This window comes from Microbacterium flavum, assembly GCF_018717645.1.
Taxonomy (GTDB): Bacteria; Actinomycetota; Actinomycetes; order Actinomycetales; family Microbacteriaceae; genus Microbacterium; species Microbacterium flavum.
Genome location: NZ_JAFLHG010000003.1, coordinates 187,055 through 203,132, shown reverse-complemented (window position 1 = coordinate 203,132; position 16,078 = coordinate 187,055). Strand labels below are relative to the sequence as shown.

The following is a 16,078-nucleotide window of genomic DNA, read 5'->3' as shown; positions in this document are numbered from 1 at the left end:
TAGATAAACTAGCAACAGGAGAAAACGTGCCCCCGAGCGATACCCCGGTCGACGTCGTCGTCCTCGTCGACGACGACGGCCGAGAGATCGGAACAGCCCCCAAATCGAGCGTGCACGGCGTGGACACCGCGCTGCATCTCGCCTTCTCCTGCCACGTGTACAACGCCGCAGGGCAGACGCTCCTCACGCGGCGGGCGCTGGAGAAGAAGACGTGGCCGGGGGTGTGGACCAACTCGTTCTGCGGGCATCCTCGACCCGCTGAGCCCGTCATCTCCGCCGTCCGCCGCCACGCCGAGCACGAGCTCGGGCTCGTCCTCCGTGACATCCAGCTCGTCCTCCCCCTGTTCCGCTACCGGGCGACGGATGCCAGCGGCATCGTCGAGAACGAGATCTGCCCCGTGTACACGGCGTACGTCGATGACGAGCCGCGCCTGAACCCGAGCGAGGTGGTGGAGGCACGCTGGGTCGATCCGCAGGACCTCGCGATCTCGCTCCGCGCGACCCCCTGGGCGTTCAGCCCCTGGCTGGTGCTGCAGGCCGAGCAGATGCACGTCTTCGACAGCGTGCACGTCGGGTCGGCGCCGTGATCACGCTCGCCGCGGACGACCGGGTGTTCGTCGACACCGAGATCGGCGCCGCGCTGGACCGTCTCACCCGTCGCAGTGTCCCGCTCGGCGACGGACCCCGGGCGCTCGCCGAGGCAGCCGCCGCCGCCGGCGCCGACGGCAAGCGCCTACGCCCCGCCCTCGTCGTCGCCGCCTTCCGCGCCTTCGGCGGGGAGCCGGATGCGGCCCTCTGGCGGGTCGCGGCGGCCTTCGAGCTTCTGCACACCGCTTTCGTCGTCCACGACGACCTGATCGACGGCGACCTCGAGCGGCGCGGCGCCCCGAACGTCTCGGGCCGTTTCCGTACGCGGGCGCGCGCCTATGGCGCGCGCGGCGAGGACGTCGCCGTCGTCGGCGACGCCGCCGCCGTCCTCGCGGGCGACCTGCTGCTGTTCGAGGCGAGCCGGCTCGTCGCCACCGCGGACATCGACGCGGACGCCCGCACACGGCTGTTCGCCATCCTCGACGACGCGGTGCTCGTGTCGGCGGCCGGTGAACTCGCCGACGTCGAGAACGCCGCCCGCGCGGAGGTCCCCGAGACGGACGAACTGCTGGGTGCCGCCCACGACAAGACCGCCGTCTACTCGTTCGAGGCCCCCCTCGTCGCCGGGGCGGTCCTCGCGGGGGCCACGCCGGAGGCTCAGGCCGATCTCGCCGCCGCCGCGGCGGACCTCGGGCTCGCCTTCCAGCTCGTCGACGATCTCATCGGCACGTTCGGCACGCGCCGCCAGGCCGGCCGCGATCCGGGCGCCGACCTGCGCGAGGCCAAGCGCACCCCGCTGATCGGCCTCGCGCGCCGGTCCGGCGCGTGGCCGGAGATCAGCTCCGCCCTCGCCGTCGCGCACACCGGCCCGATCGCCGTGCGGCGCGCGCAGCGCGAGCTCGAGCGCAGCGGCGCCCGCGAGCACGTCGTCGCCCTCGTGCACGAGGGGCTCGATCGAGCGCGCACCCACGCCGCGGGCGGTCGGCTCCCCGTCGCCGCGGCGAGCCTCCTCGACGACATCGGGTCCGCGATCGAGCGGCGCATCCCGTGACCGGCCTCACCCTCTACGACCGGTGCGCGCAGGATGCCGCGGCATCCGTCATCGCCGTCTACTCCACCTCCTTCGCCCTCGCGACGCGGCTGCTGGGGCCCCGCGTCCGCACCCACGTGCGAAGCGTCTACGCGCTCGTGCGCGTCGCCGACGAGATCGTCGACGGCGCCGCCGCGCACGAGGGTGTGCCCGCACCCGAGCAGCGCACCCTCCTCGACGAGTTCGAGGCCGAGACCTTCACCGCCATCGAGCGCGGGTTCAGCACCAACCTGATCGTGCACGCCTTCGCGCTCGCGGCGCGCGAGTGCGGGATCGGGAGCGACCTGATCCGCCCGTTCTTCGCGTCGATGCGCACGGATCTCGACACGACCCGGCACGACGCCGCCTCCCACGAGGAGTACGTCTACGGCTCGGCTGAGGTCGTGGGACTCATGTGCCTGCAGGTCTTCGTCAACGCCGGGCGGCGGACGCCGATCGATCCCGCTCCCGCTCTCGTCGAGGGGGCGCGGCGGCTCGGAGCCGCCTTCCAGGACGTGAACTTCCTCCGCGATCTCGCCGACGACCGGGGGCGGCTCGGCCGCGACTACCTGGGGATCGACGGCGACACGGGTGCCGCCCCGGTCACGCGAGCGACCGTCCTCGACCGGATCGACGCCGACCTTGATGTCGCCGCTGCCGCGATCGGTCAGCTTCCGGCCGATTGCCGTCGGGCGGTCACGACGGCGCACGGACTGTTCGCCGAGCTCGCGCATCGCCTGCGCGAGGACGATGGCGGCGCGCGCGTGTCGGTGCCCGCGCCGGTCAAGGCGACGATCGCGGCGAAGGCCCTCGTCGGCCTGCCCCCGCATCGGAGCCGGTCGTGAGCCGGCAGCCGGGGACCGCCGCCGTCGTCGGCGGCGGCATCGCGGGACTCGCCACCGCGGCGCTGCTCGCCCGCGACGGGTGGACCGTGACGCTGTTCGAGGCGCGCGATCAGCTCGGCGGGCGCGCCGGGTCGTGGGAGCGCGACGGATACCGCTTCGACACAGGCCCCAGCTGGTATCTCATGCCGGAGGTGTTCGACCACTTCTTCCGCCTCCTCGGCACGAGCGCGGAGCAGGAGCTCGACCTCGTCCCGCTCGAGCCCGCGTATCGCGTGTACCCCGAACCGGAGGGCGCGGGTCCCTCGGACCCCGTGGACGTCCCCTCCGGCCGCGACCGGGCGCGCGCGCTGTTCGAGGGGCGCGAACCGGGCGCCGGGGCGGCGCTCGACGCCTACCTCGACTCGGCGCGCGAGGCCTACGACCTGGCCGTGGACCGCTTCCTCTACGACACCTACGCCTCGTACACCGGGCTCCTCGACCCCGCCGTCACCCGGCAGCTGCCCCGCCTCCTCCCCCTCCTCACGCGCTCACTCGAGGACCACGTGGCCCGCTCGTTCAGCGATCCGGTGCTCCGCCAGATCCTCGGCTACCCCGCCGTCTTCCTCGGCGCGTCACCCGACACCGCTCCGGCGCTGTACCACCTCATGAGTCACCTCGACCTCGATGACGGCGTGCGCTACCCCCGGGGTGGATTCACCGAGCTGATCGCGGCCGTCGCGCGACTCGCCGCCGCGCAGGGTGTTGAGCTGCGCACGGGCGCTCGCGTCGCCCACGTCATCGTCGAGGATCGCCACGCCCGCGGAGTGCGCCTGGCCGACGGCACCGAGCACCGGGCGGACCTCGTCGTCTCCACCGCCGACCTCCATCACACCGAGCAGACCCTGCTCGGACCGGCGGAGCGCACCTACTCCAACCGGTGGTGGTCGCGCCGGAACCCCGGCCCCGGTGCGCTGCTGATCCTCCTCGGGGTGGACGGCGAGCTCCCCCAGCTCGCGCACCACACCCTCCTGTTCGCCCGTGACTGGCAGCGCAACTTCGCCGACGTCTTCGGCTCGCCGGGTCGTATTCCGGATCCGGCATCGGTCTACATCTGCCGACCGTCGGCGACCGACTCCACGGTGGCGCCGCAGGGCGGCGAGAACCTCTTCGTCCTCGTGCCCATGGCCGCCGCCCCCGAACTCGGCCACGGAGGCGAGGACGGCGCGGGTGACGAGCTGATCGAGCGCGCCGCCGACCGCGTCATCGCGCAGATCTCGCAGTGGTGCGGCATCGACGATCTCGCCTCGCGGATCCGGGTGCGCCGCACGATCACCCCGGCCGACTTCGAGCGCGATCTCGGCGCGTGGCGCGGCGGGGCGCTGGGCCTCGCGCACACCCTCCGCCAGAGCGCCGTCTTCCGTCCGCGCGGCGCGTCGGCGAAGGTCGACGACCTGCTCTACGCGGGCACCTCGGTCCTCCCCGGGATCGGCCTGCCGATGTGCCTCATCTCCGCCGAGCTCGTGGTCAAGAGACTGCGCGGTGAGCGCGGCGCCGCGCGGCTTTCCGAGCCCGCTGCCGAGGGTTCCGGAGGGGCGTGAGCATGCCCGGCCTGTATCTGCTCTTCCTGCTGATCTCGATCGCGGGCATCACCGCGCTCGACGCCCGGTTCCGCCTGGCGCTCTGGTCCGCTCCCGTCACGTCGGCCCTCGCGGTGGTGGCGGGCACCGCGTTCTTCGTGGGGTGGGATGCCGCGGGCATCGCGAGCGGAGTCTTCGTCCGCGGTGACTCCCCGCTCCTCCTCGGCATCGACCTCGCGCCGCATCTCCCCGTCGAGGAGCCGGTCTTCCTCGCCTTCCTCTGCTACCTGGCGCTCGTCGTCCACGCCGCGGTCCTGCGCATCCTCGGGCGCCGGAGGGCACCCACAGCCGATGGCGGGAGACCGACGCCGTGACCTACGCGCTGCTCGTGCTCCCGTTCCTCGTCCTCGCGGCGATCGTCACCGCCGCCAGCGCGATCCGCCCCGGCTTCGGAGCGCGCATGCGCGCCTCCGCCCTCACCGCTCTCGTGCTGCTCGTCCTCACCGCGATCTTCGACAACGCGATGATCGCGGCCGACCTGTTCACCTATCCGGAGCATCTCATCAGCGGCATCCGCATCGGCCTCGCCCCCCTCGAGGACTTCTCCTACCCCCTCGCCGCCGCCTTCCTCGTGCCGGCGCTGCGCTCCCTCTTCGCTCCCCGGAGCGCACCCGGCCACCCCGGCGCCGCGGTCGGTGAGGACGCGTGATCCGCCAGCTCCTCCTCGCCTCCCGGCCGGTGAGCTGGATCAACACCGCCTATCCGTTCGCGGCGGCCTACCTGCTGACGACGGGCCGCGTGGACCTCGTGCTCGTCGTCGGCACGCTCTTCTTCCTCGTGCCGTACAACCTCGCGATGTACGGGATCAACGACGTCTTCGACTACGAGTCCGACCTGCGCAACCCGCGCAAGGGCGGAGCCCACGGCGCCGTGCTCGACCGTCGGTTCCACCGGGTGACGCTGTGGGCCGCGGGGCTGTCCTGTCTTCCGTTCGTCGTCGCGCTGGTCATCCTGGGGGCATCCACACCCGCGTCGTGGGCGGTGCTGGCCGGCAGCCTCTTCTTCGTCGTGTTCTATTCGGCCCCGCCGCTGCGTCTCAAGGAGCGGCCCCTCGCGGACTCACTGACCAGCAGCATCCATTTCTTCTCGCCCGCCGTCTACGCGCTCGTCCTCGCGGGCGCGACCTGGACGCCGTCCCTCGTGCTCATCATCGTCGCCTTCGGCCTCTGGGGCGTGGCCTCCCATGCCTTCGGGGCGGTCCAGGACGTCGTCGCCGACCGGGAGGGGGGGATCGCGTCCATCGCGACCGCGTTCGGAGCGCGCCGGACCGTCTGGTTCGCCCTCGTCGCCTATGCACTCGCGGGAGTCGCGCTGCTCGGGGTCACCTGGCCGGGGCCCCTCGCCGCCCTGCTCGCCCTGCCGTACCTCGCGACCGTGTGGCCCTTCCGCGCCGTGACGGACGAGACGGCATCCGCCGCGACGCGCGGCTGGGACCGCTTCCTCTGGCTCAATCAGTTCAGCGGGTTCGCGGTGACGCTGCTGCTCATCTGGTTCGCGGCGATCCGCTGACGCAGACGTCCCCCCGACCGCTGACGCGGTTCGAGGGGACGACGGGCTGCGCGCCGATCCGTGCGATCAGTTGCCGCTCAGCGCCAGCAGCTTCTGCACAGCCGCGGTGAGGCGGGCGTCCGCCTCGGCGAACTTCGTCAGGTCGCCCGACTTCAGCGCTGCGTCGCGGTCCAGCATCGCCTGCTGCGCATCCTTCAGCGCCGCCTGGAACGCCACGTCCGTGCCCGTGCCGCCGCCCGTGCCGCCGGTCTCGCCGGAGCCGTCGCCGGAGGCGCTGGGGCTCGGCGTCGGGGTGACATCGCCGTCGCCCGTGTTCGCACCCGAGTCGCCGCCGAAGAGGCTGTCCAGAGCCTCCTGCAGCGTGTCTTCGAACGCGATGTTGTCACCGAACGCGACGAGGATCTTCTGCAGCGTGGGCAGCTTCGTGCCGCTGGATGCCTGGACGAACACCGGCTGCACATAGAGCAGTCCGCCTCCGACGGGGAGGGTCAGCAGGTTGCCGTTGAGCACCTGGGACTGGCCCTGTTGGAGGATGTTGATGAACGAGGAGACGCTCGGCTCGGCGTTGAAGGAGTTCTGCACCTGACCGGGACCGGGCACGCTCACGTCCGCGCTGATCTCCAGCATGCGGAGCTTGCCGTAGTCGGCGGCCTTCGCACCCGCCTGAGCGCCGGCATCGGAGTCGACGGCGAGGTAGCCCATGAGCACGTTCCGCGCCCCGTCGCCCTCGGACGCCGGGATGAAGGAGGTGAACATCGAGAACGCCGGGTCGTCCTGACCCGGCATCTTCATGGTCAGGTAGTACGGCGGCTGGAGGACCGGTTCCTTCTGGGTCGGGTCATCCGGCGTCTTCCACGCGTTGTCGCGGGCGTAGAAGGATGCCGCGTCATCCACGTGGTAGGTGCCGAGCATCGCGCGCTGCACCTTGAAGAGGTCGGTCGGGTAGCGCACGTGGCTCATGAGGTCGCCGGACATCTCGGAGACGGGCTTGAGCGTCGACGGGTACACCTTCTGCCAGGCCTGCAGCAGCGGGTCGGTGTCATCCCAGGCGTAGAGCGTGACCTCGCCCGAGTAGGCGTCGACGGTCGCCTTGACCGAGTTGCGGATGTAGTTGACGTCATCGAGCGCGACCCGCGGGGTCGTGTTCGTCGTGTCGCTGATCGCGTCGCGGAGGCTGACGATCGACGAGTACGGGTAGTTGGCGCTCAGCGTGTAGCCGTCGACGATCCAGACGATGCGGCCGTCGACGACCGAGGGGTACGGGTCGTTGTCGAGCTCGAGGTAGGGCGCCACCTTCTGCACGCGGTCGATCGGGTCACGGTCGTAGAGGATCTGCGAGTTGTCGTTGATCGCGTCGGAGAAGAGGATATCGGTCGACTGGAACTTCAGCGCGTAGAGCATCCGGTTGAAGAGGTTGCCGACGCTCGGCCCGCCGTTGCCCGTGAAGGTCGTCTTGGTCTGCGCTGCGCCGTCCGTGCCGCGCGGGTAGTCCAGCTCGATGTCCGGCCCGCCCTCGGGACCGCCGACGATCGAGTACGTCGGCGACTTCTCTCCGAAGTAGATCCGCGGCTCGTACTGGCCGTCCGTCAGCGCTCCCGCCGTGGGGATGCCGCGCTCCAGGAAGACCGGGTTGCCGTCCGTCGTGCGCTCGTTGCCCTTGGCCGCGACCATGCCGTAGCCGTGGGTGTAGACGAGCGTCGTGTTGTACCAGCTGGCAGCCGCGCCGAGCTGATCGAGGTTGAGCTCGCGCACGGAGACAACGGCGTCCTGGCTCTTGCCGTCGATCTGGTAGCGATCGACGTCGAGCGGATCGGTGAACTGGTAGTACGAGCGGTACTGCTCGAGCTGGCGCACGGTCGGCGAGATGATCGCGGGGTCCATGATGCGGATGGATGCCGTCGTGTCGGCGTCCGCACGCAGCTGCCCGGGCTCGGCATCCGTCACGGCCTTGAAGTCGCTCTTGTCGAGCCCGTCGATGCCGTAGGCGGCCTTGGTCGCGTCGATGTTGCGCTGGTAGTACGGGCTCTCGAGCGTCTCCTGGTTCGGGACGACCTGGAACTGGTTCACCAGGGCCGGGTAGGCGACGCCGACGACGAGGGACGAGACGATGAGTAGCGCGGTGCCGATCAGCGGGAAGCGCCACCGTCCGATCACCGCCGTGACGAAGAACAGCACCGCGACGAGGGCGGCGGCGATCGAGAGGATCGTCAGGCCGGGGATCACCGCGTGGACGTCGACGTAGCCCGCTCCCGTGATCCGGTCGGCGGGCTTGACGAGGGTCTTGAACCGGTCGAGCCAGAGGCTCGCGCCCTGCACCAGGAGGTAGAGACCGGCGATCACGGCGAGCTGGACGCGGGCCGCCTTGGAGATGCGGAGCTCCCGCTGGCCGACGCGCACGGACCCGTACAGGTAGGAGACGAGCGCCGTGACGCCCAGGCAGACGAGCAGGATCGCCGAGGCGAAGCCGAGCGCGGCGGAGAGGAACGGGAGCGAGAACAGATAGAAGCCCGTGTCCATCTGGAACTGCGGGTCGGCCGTGCCCGTGTCGACGCCGTTCGCCCACAGCCACACCGTCTCCCACTGCGCGGCGGCGGCGAATCCGGCGAAGAAGCCGAAGAACACCGGGATTCCCCACATCGCGAGGCGGCGCAGGGGCTCGACGACCTCCTGATAGTGGTCGAGCTGCGAGGACAGCCGGGCGTAGACCGGACGCAGGCGGTAGGCGAGCTGGATCGCCACGGCCACCGGCACCGCCATCAGGAGGAACCCGACGACGAACATCACGACCCTGCCGACCCACTGGGTCACCAGGACGCTGCTGAACCCGAGCTGGTCGAACCAGAGCCAGTCCGCGTAGAGACTCGCGAAGATGAAGAACCCGACGACGATGACGGCGATCACCGCGAGGGTGATGCCGATGGCGCGGCGGAACGGACTGGGCGTGGCCTGATTCGGCGCAGAGGTCGTGGTCACGAGTCCATCCTACGATCCGCAGGTGGGCAGGGCGTCGAGGTCGCCGCCCTCGCGGATGGTCTGGAGCGCCGTGAGGGAGTCATCGAGCGTGCCGACCGAGAAGACGCGCAGGCCATCCGGCACATGGCCGACGACCTCGTCGCAGTTCGCCTCCGGCGCGAGGAACCACCGCGCCCCGGCATCCACCGCCCCGAACATCTTCTGCCGGATGCCCCCGATCGGGCCGACGGTGCCCGCCGAATCGATCGTCCCGGTGCCGGCCACCTGCTGCCCGCCGTTCAGGTCGCCTTCGGTGAGGGTGTCGATCATGCCGAGCGCGAACATCATGCCGGCGGAGGGGCCGCCGACGTTGTCGAGCTGGATCGTGACATCGATCGGGAAGTCGTAGTCGTGGAGGGTCGACACGCCGATGAGCCAGAGGGTCTGGCCGCCGGACTCGACCTTCTTCGGAGTCACGGTCTCGGTGAGCGAGGAGCCCGCGCGGTCGACCGTGAGGGTCACCGGGGCACCGCCGCCGGCGTTGATGATGGCACGCAGGGCGTCGGTGTCCGTGACCGGCTGCCCGTTCGCGGCGCGGATGACATCGTCCTTTTGCAGGATGCCGGTGGCGGCGGAATCATCGGTGAGCGAATACACCCGCACCATGGGCTTCACGTCGTAGCCGAGGTGCGTGAGGGCCGCGGCGGTGGCCTCCTTCTGCGAGTCGACCATCATCACCGCGCTCTCCTGGTTGCGCTGCTCGGTCGACTGGCCCTGCGGGAACACCTCGTCGATCGGGAGAACCGCCCGCGAGCGGTCGAACCAGGCGAGCGCGAGCTCGAACCACGACGGTGTCCGCTCACGCGATCCGACGACCTGGACGGTCAGGAGGTCCAGCGCTCCGGAGGTGGGGTAGGTCTGCGCCCCGTCGACCGAGATGAGCGGCACCTCCTTGCCGTCGGCGTTCTGCACCGAGCCGAGCGTGTTGAACACGGGTCCGGGCTGCTGGATCACGAACGAGGTGGGGAGGAGGGTCAGCGCCAGGAGCGCGAAGATCGCGACGGTGAGCGACCAGATCCCGATCGATGTCGTCCGGGACGCGCGGCGGCGGGGCGCAGGGACGATCCTGACCCGCTCGTCGAAGAGTGCCACTGCAGCCCTTTCCGGCCGGTCGTTCGCGATCGGCGTACAGACGACGTCTCGTCCGAGGGCGCGGATCGCGCCGCGGCGGAAGCCGTGCGACTAGCGTAGAACGGGACCCGACGAGCCTGCTGAAAGGCGCCTGACATGGCTGACGACGACACCCCCGATCGCTTCGACCCCTCCGACGGCTTCGACCCGCAGGACTTCCAGGAGCTGCTGCGGAATCTCCTCGGCGGGGGCGGCGCGGGCGGGATCGACCCGGCACAGCTCGAGGGCCTCTCACGAATGGGCATCGACCCCGCGATGCTCCAGCAGATGATGGCTCAGATGCAGGCCGCCTTCGCGCAGCCCGGCGCCGGCGACGGCATCGACTGGAGCGCCGCGAAGACGCAGGCGCTGCACCTGTCGAACAAGGACGGCCTGAGCATCGCGGCATCCGAGCGCACGGAGTTCGACCAGGCGTTCGCTCTCGCGACCCTCTGGCTGAGCGAGGCGACGACGATCTCCGAGCTGTCCGCACCGCCGGTTGCGATCACCCGCGGCGACTGGGTGGAGCAGACCCTCCCGGTCTGGCAGGAACTCGCCGAGCCCGTCGCGGACTCGATCGCGGGGGCCCTGACCGCCGCGATCGGCGAGCAGACGCCCGAGGAGATGCGCCAGCTCGTCGCGGGCGCCGGGGCGTTCATGCGTCGCATCGGCGGGTCCCTCTTCGCCGCCCAGCTCGGCGGGGTGATCGGACGGCTCTCCCTCGAAGTGGTCTCCGGAGGCGACGTCGGGATCCCGGTCATGCCCGACGGGGTCGCGGCGATCCTGCCGCAGAACTTCGCCGACTTCGGCCGCGACCTCGATGTCACCGACGACCAGCTCGCCCTCTATCTCGCCACCCGCGAGCTCGCCCACGCGCGCCTGTTCCGCCACGCGCGGTGGCTGCGACTGCACGTGATCTCGCAGGTGACGGAGTTCGCCCGCGGCATCCACGTCGACACGTCGGCGTTCGAGGATCTCGCGGCGCGCTTCGACCCCTCCCAGCCGGAGGAGCTGCGCGCCCTCATCGAATCGGGGGCGCTCCTCCCCCAGCGCACCGAGACGCAGGAGGCGGCCCTCGGGCGCCTGGAGAACCTCCTCGCGACGATCGAGGGCTGGGTGGATGTCGTCACCGCCGATGCCACCGCGCGCCTTCCCGAGTCCGCGAAGATCGCCGAAGCCGTCCGCCGCCGCCGCGCTGTGGGGGGCCCCGCAGAGCAGGCGATGGCCTCGCTCGTGGGCCTGGAGCTGCGCCCCCGGCGCCTGCGGGAAGCCGCGGCGATGTGGCGCGCGGTGACGGATGCCGTGGGCAGCGCCGAGCGCGACGGCCTGTGGGACTACCCCGACCTCATGCCGACCGCCGAGGACATCGACGACCCGCAGGCTCTCGTGGCGCGGCTGCGTGCCCGGGCCGCCGGCGAAGCGCCTCCGCGCGACGCCTTCGACGACGCTCTGGACGAGCTGCTCGCGCAGGCGGCCGAGGGGGACACCCCGGGCGAGGCGCCCGGGGACGGCCGGGACGGCCCGGACGACCGGGAGGACCCGCGACCGGTCTGACCGGTCCCCCTGTGGACAGTTGACCCGCCCGCCCGCGCGGGGCGGCAGGATCGGCGCATGCTCCGACTCGCGCCGTCCCGCCCGCCGCTCTGGCGCACCCCGTCCTCCCTCCAGCTCGGCGTGGACGGCGAGGTGCGGCTCGAGGACGTGACGCCGTGGCAGGAGCGCCTCCTCCATGCGCTCGGAGACGGCATTCCCGACGCCATGCTCGCCCCGCTCGCGCGAAGCCTGGGCGCCGCCCCGGCGGATGCCGAGGCCTTCGTCGCGCAGATCGCCCCGGCGCTCGTCCCCGTGGCACCGCCGCGCCTGGCCGTGCAGGTGCAGCTGCCGATCGACATCGCGTTCGCGGAGGCGGACGCCCTCGCCCGCGGGTGGAGCGCGGCGGGGGTCGATCCCGTGCGCACCGTCCGCTGGGCTCCGGAGGATCCCGACCCGACCCTCCCGCTCATCGTGGTGGCCGATCGCCTGCTCGACCCGCGTCAGGCCGCCGCGCTCATGGCCGCGGACATCACCCATCTCCCGATCGAGGTGGCGGGAGACCGCGCCGAGGTCGGGCCGGTCGTCGTCCCCGGGGCGACAGCATGCCTGTCCTGCCGGCACGCGCGGCGCACCGAGGCGGACGAGCAATGGCCTCTCCTGGCCGCGCAGCTCCTCGGTCGCGAACGCATCCGCACCGATACCGCGATCCTGCTCGAGGCGGCCCTCCTGGCGGCACGGCTCCTCCGCGGCGCGCCGGGGACCGACCCCCGCGCGTCGCTCTCGGTGACGATCAGCTCCGCGGACGCCCGGCGGACGTGGCACGTGCACCGGCCGCACGTGCGGTGTCTGTGTCTCTCGCCCCTGGACCGATCTCCTGGAGGAAGCGCGAGCGCTCCCGGGGCCGAGGCCGCCCGGCCGTTCCCCCGCTCCGCGCCCACGACAGCGACAGGGATCGCGCGGCCCGCGTGACGCCGACGTAGGCCAGCCGGCGCTCCTCGTCGATGGCGTCGAACCCCGTCGCGTAGGAGATCGGCAGGAGTCCCTCGCTCATCCCGATGAGATGCACGTGGTCCCACTCCAAGCCCTTGGCCGCGTGCAGCGTCGCGAGAGTGACGGTGCGCAGCGCCGGCTCGTGCTGCGCACGGCCCCGCGCCATGAGCTCGTCGGTGAACGCCCGGAGAGTCGTCCCCGCGGGCGCCTCCTCGGCGAGGCGCAGCACCGCGGCGCGCGCCTCCCAGGCATCGCGCAGCGCCCCGCCCGCCGGTGGCGGATCGTCGCTGAGCCCGAGGCCGCGCAGGATGTCGCGCACGGTCGCGAGGAAGGAGGTCTCGATGGGCGCGACCGTCGCGGCACGCAGGGCCATGACGGCCTGCCGCACCTCGGGGAGGTCGAAGAAGCGGCGTCCGCCGAGGACCGACGAGGGGATCCCGCGCGCGGCGAGGGCCGCGAGCAGCGGCGCGGACTGGGCGTTCGCACGATAGAGCACGGCGATCGCGTGCGGGGAGATCCCCGCTTCGATCTGGGCGGCGATCGCCGCGGCGACCCCGCCCGCCTCGGCGGCGTCGTCGTCGTATGAGGTCACGGTGGGCGCGGGGCCGGACAGGCGCGGCGAGGAGAGCGCGAGCGCGCCGGGGCGGCCGCGCATGAGCGCGTTGGCGACGCCGAGGATCGCGGGGTCGGAGCGGTAGTTGCGCTCGAGGCGCACGATCTGGGCGTCTTCGTACCGCTGCCCGAACTCGAGCAGGTAGCGCGGGTCTGCGCCGGCGAACGAGTAGATCGTCTGGCTGGCGTCCCCCACGACGCAGATGTCGCGCCGCTCTCCGAGCCACAGCTCGAGGAGCCGGTGCTGCACGGGGGACACATCCTGGAACTCGTCGACCGTCAGGTGCCGATACTGCTCATGGACGGCCGCCGCGACGCGCGGCTCGGACTCGAGCATGCCCGCGCAGGCGAGGAGGACGTCCTCGAAGTCGAGCTGCCGGCGCTCGTCCTTGATCTTCTCGTACGCGCGCATGAGGTCGGCGACCTTGCCGGCGTCGAGGGTCCCGAGCCCCTGCGGGTGTGCCACGGCATCCTGATCGATCGTGCGCATCGCGACCTTCCGCCATTCGATGCGGCTCGCGACGTCGCGCAGGGTCGCGGCATCGAGGTGCAGACCCAGCCCGTCGGCGGCCTGGCCGAGCACACGCACCTTCTTGTCGACGATCGACGGGGCGGTGTCGCCTGCCAGCTGCGGCCAGAAGAAGTTCAGCTGCGCGAGGGCGGTCGCGTGGAAGGTGCGCGCGGCGACGCCCTCGACGCCCAGCGCGCGCAGCCGCCCGCGCATCTCCCCCGCCGCCTTCGCGGTGAAGGTGACCGCCATGACGCGGCCCGGCGAGTACGCGCCGGTGTCGACGCCGTGCGCGATGCGGTGGGTGATGACGCGGGTCTTGCCGGTGCCGGCGCCCGCGAGCACGCAGACGGGGCCGCGCAGGAGCGAGGCCGCCGCACGCTGCTGCTCGTCGAGGCCGGAGAGCGCGTCGTCGCTCACCGGTGCATCGCCGCCCAGTCCTCGATGAGAAGACGCGCGATCGATGCGGTGCCGGGAAGGGTGAACTCCACCGCATCGGCGTCGCGGAGTGCGGTTCGCAGCTCGTCGCGCGAGAACCACCGGGCATCGACGATCTCGACGCCGTCCGGCGCGGCGACCGCGCCCTCCTCCGCCCGCGCGTGGAAGCCGAGCATGAGCGAGCGGGGGTACGGCCACGCCTGAGAACCGCGGTAGCTGCTCGCGACGATGGTCACGCCCGCCTCCTCGGCGACCTCTCGGACGATCGTGGCCTCGAGCGACTCACCGGCCTCGACGAAGCCCGCGAACGTCGAGTACATGTTGCGCCCGGCCCAGAGGGCATTCCGGCCGAGCAGCAGCCGCTCGCCGTCGGCGGACGCGACGGCGACGATGACGGCGGGGTCGGTCCGCGGGAAGTGGTCGCGCCCGCAGGCGGGGCACTGCCGCGCCCATCCGCCCGAGCGCACGTCGGTGCGCGTGCCGCAGGCGGAGCAGAACGGGGCATCCACGTGCCAGCGGCCCAGGGCGACGGCTTCGACCATGAGCCCGGCCTCGACGGGGTCGAGGTCGCCGCCGACGACCCGGAGCGCGGCCCACTGAGCACCCGGAACGGCCGGCGCGAGGGCGGCCTCCTCCTCGGCGTCGATGACAGCGAGAAGGACCGCGGCGCCGTCGGCGTCGCGGCCGAGGAAGGCGCGAATCGCATCGGCGGGCACCGCGGCCGCCGGCACACGGGCGAGGCGGTCGCCGGATGCTGCGACGAGAGCACGATCGACGCTCACCGCGACGACGTGCGTCCCAGGATCGGCGGTGAGGCGCGCGATGAGACCGGGCTCCTCGCGCTCCGCAGCGGCGCGGTCGATCCCGGCGCGCGCCAGGGCGGGGGGCGGCGGGGTGTCGACACCGGTCATCCTGTACCTCTCTTGCCGGGCGTGGCGCGCGGGCGGACAGGCCGGCGCACACCTACCCTGGGGGCATGGCACGCTCCCCTCTCACTTTAGCCGCGTCGGTGACCTCAGCCCTGCCCCGCGTCGTGGTGACCGGCGTCAGCATCCTGAGCGAAGGCGCGTCCGGACGCTACGACAGCGCGATCGCCGAGCTCGAGGACGGCCGCCGCGTCGTGGTGCGCGTTCCCGTCGACGGCGAGGCCGAGGACGACCTGCGCGCCGAGGCCCGCGCGCTCACCGCGCTCACGGCGGGCGTCCGCGCCGTGCTGCCCTTCGGGGCGCCGGACGTCCTGGGCGAGACCTCGGTGGACGGGCGGCACACGCTCGTGCAGACGCTGCTGCCCGGCTATCGCGTCGACGCGGCGCATGTCCCGGCGGGGCGCGGCATCGCGACCGCGCTCGGCGCGGCGACCGCGCAGGTGCACGATCTCCCGGTGACGGTCGTCCGCGACGCCGGCCTGCCGATGCGCACCTCGACCGAGGTGCGTGCGGATGCCGAGCGGCTCCTCGACCGCGCCGAGGCGACCGGCGAGCTGCCGTTCGGGCTGCTGCGGCGCTGGAGCACGGCGCTCGCCTCCGACCCGCTGTGGCGCTTCGAGACGACGATCGTCCTCGGCGGCGTCGACCCGGCATCCTTCGTCTTCGAGGATGACGCGGACGGCGTGCCCGTCGTGACGGGCCTCCTCTCCTGGGGCGGGATCGGGGTGGGCGATCCCGCCGTCGATCTGCGCTGGACCGCGTCGGCCCCCGAGGCGGTGGCCGATGTGTTCGACGCGTACTCCCGCGCCTCCCATCGCGCACCCGACCCCCAGCTCGCCGAGCGCGCGCGCCTGTACGCCGAGCTCGAGTTCGCGAACTGGCTCGTGCACGCCCACGCCGCAGGGTCGGCCGAGCTCGTCGCCGACGCCGTCTCGCTTCTCACCTCCCTCGACGAGAACGTCCGCGACCAGCCGGCCGTCGCGCACGAGGCCGTGACGGTCGACGACGCGATCGCGGCCAGCGCGCGCGTCCCCGCGGGTCTCAGCGGCCCCGTGGACACGTCGATGCACACCGATACCTTCGACGCCGACACCCTGGCGAGCTTCCTCGAGGAGGAGGCCGCCCGCGGTGGGGCGGCCGACCCGGACGCCACCGCGCCGATCGAGCTGTCCGGGTGGACCGGTCTGGCCGCAGAGGACAGCGGCCCCATCGGCGGCGATGCCGCGGGTGCCTCGACCGAAGCCGACGACGCGCGCGACGACGACCCGGACGAGGCGGCGCGCAATGCGCTGCGCCGGTGGACCGGCACCGCCTGAGGCGAT

The 16,078-nt window shown here is 72.3% G+C and carries 13 protein-coding genes; 9 read left to right on the top strand and 4 right to left on the bottom strand.

Annotated elements, in window-relative coordinates:
• Window positions 1-26: 26 nt before the first annotated feature.
• From idi to J0P97_RS04625, 7 genes are read left to right on the top strand one after another with little or no spacing between them, the layout of a single operon-like run.
• Window positions 27-587: an isopentenyl-diphosphate Delta-isomerase gene (gene idi / locus J0P97_RS04655; RefSeq protein WP_215486603.1), complete on the top strand. Its 561-nt coding sequence runs from the start codon at window positions 27-29 to the stop codon at window positions 585-587.
• Window positions 584-1,639, top strand: a complete 1,056-nt coding sequence (locus J0P97_RS04650) for a polyprenyl synthetase family protein (RefSeq protein ID WP_215486602.1) — start codon at window positions 584-586, stop codon at window positions 1,637-1,639. Before idi ends, J0P97_RS04650 begins: the two co-directional genes overlap by 4 nt.
• Window positions 1,636-2,502: a phytoene/squalene synthase family protein gene (locus tag J0P97_RS04645; RefSeq protein WP_215486601.1), complete on the top strand. Its 867-nt coding sequence runs from the start codon at window positions 1,636-1,638 to the stop codon at window positions 2,500-2,502. The genes J0P97_RS04650 and J0P97_RS04645 overlap by 4 nt, the downstream gene beginning before the upstream one ends.
• The gene (gene crtI / locus J0P97_RS04640; protein WP_215486600.1) at window positions 2,499-4,079 is read left to right on the top strand and encodes a phytoene desaturase family protein; all 1,581 of its coding nucleotides are present in this window, start codon (window positions 2,499-2,501) and stop codon (window positions 4,077-4,079) included. The genes J0P97_RS04645 and crtI overlap by 4 nt, the downstream gene beginning before the upstream one ends.
• A gap of 2 nt (window positions 4,080-4,081) precedes the next feature.
• Window positions 4,082-4,432, top strand: coding sequence for a lycopene cyclase domain-containing protein (locus tag J0P97_RS04635; RefSeq protein ID WP_215486599.1), 351 nt, complete (start codon window positions 4,082-4,084; stop codon window positions 4,430-4,432).
• Entirely contained in the window at window positions 4,429-4,767 is a 339-nt protein-coding gene (locus J0P97_RS04630; protein ID WP_215486598.1) for a lycopene cyclase domain-containing protein, read from the top strand. Before J0P97_RS04635 ends, J0P97_RS04630 begins: the two co-directional genes overlap by 4 nt.
• A complete protein-coding gene (locus J0P97_RS04625; protein ID WP_215486597.1) occupies window positions 4,764-5,627 on the top strand; it encodes a prenyltransferase in 864 nt (287 codons plus the stop codon). Before J0P97_RS04630 ends, J0P97_RS04625 begins: the two co-directional genes overlap by 4 nt.
• 66 nt (window positions 5,628-5,693) lie before the next feature.
• Here the strand turns inward: J0P97_RS04625 and J0P97_RS04620 are convergent, their stop codons facing one another.
• Complete coding sequence (locus J0P97_RS04620; RefSeq protein WP_215486596.1) at window positions 5,694-8,600, bottom strand: UPF0182 family membrane protein; 2,907 nt, start codon at window positions 8,598-8,600, stop codon at window positions 5,694-5,696.
• A gap of 9 nt (window positions 8,601-8,609) precedes the next feature.
• On the bottom strand, window positions 8,610-9,731 hold the full coding sequence (locus tag J0P97_RS04615) for a YlbL family protein (RefSeq protein WP_215486595.1): 1,122 nt from the start codon (window positions 9,729-9,731) through the stop codon (window positions 8,610-8,612).
• A 135-nt stretch (window positions 9,732-9,866) separates the two neighbouring features.
• On the opposite strand from J0P97_RS04615, the gene J0P97_RS04610 reads away from it, so the two are divergent.
• Entirely contained in the window at window positions 9,867-11,303 is a 1,437-nt protein-coding gene (locus J0P97_RS04610) for a zinc-dependent metalloprotease (protein WP_215486594.1), read from the top strand.
• A gap of 769 nt (window positions 11,304-12,072) precedes the next feature.
• Here J0P97_RS04610 and J0P97_RS04605 read toward each other — a convergent pair.
• Both J0P97_RS04605 and nudC read right to left on the bottom strand, forming a co-directional pair.
• Window positions 12,073-13,812, bottom strand: a complete 1,740-nt coding sequence (locus J0P97_RS04605; RefSeq protein WP_215486593.1) for an ATP-dependent helicase — start codon at window positions 13,810-13,812, stop codon at window positions 12,073-12,075.
• Window positions 13,809-14,741 (bottom strand): NAD(+) diphosphatase, encoded by a 933-nt coding sequence (gene nudC, locus J0P97_RS04600; protein ID WP_215486592.1) that lies wholly within the window; start codon window positions 14,739-14,741, stop codon window positions 13,809-13,811. The genes J0P97_RS04605 and nudC overlap by 4 nt, the downstream gene beginning before the upstream one ends.
• Before the next feature lie 65 nt (window positions 14,742-14,806).
• On the opposite strand from nudC, the gene J0P97_RS04595 reads away from it, so the two are divergent.
• Window positions 14,807-16,072 (top strand): phosphotransferase, encoded by a 1,266-nt coding sequence (locus J0P97_RS04595; RefSeq protein ID WP_215486591.1) that lies wholly within the window; start codon window positions 14,807-14,809, stop codon window positions 16,070-16,072.
• Window positions 16,073-16,078 lie beyond the last annotated feature (6 nt).

What these genes read in the sequence shown, in the direction of transcription:
- J0P97_RS04610 (WP_215486594.1), top strand. Translation starts at nt 9,867, where the DNA reads ATGGCTGACGACGACACCCCCGATCGCTTCGACCCCTCCGACGGCTTC.
- J0P97_RS04635 (WP_215486599.1), top strand. Translation starts at nt 4,082, where the DNA reads ATGCCCGGCCTGTATCTGCTCTTCCTGCTGATCTCGATCGCGGGCATC.
- nudC (WP_215486592.1), bottom strand. Translation starts at nt 14,741, where the DNA reads ATGACCGGTGTCGACACCCCGCCGCCCCCCGCCCTGGCGCGCGCCGGG.
- J0P97_RS04595 (WP_215486591.1), top strand. Translation starts at nt 14,807, where the DNA reads ATGGCACGCTCCCCTCTCACTTTAGCCGCGTCGGTGACCTCAGCCCTG.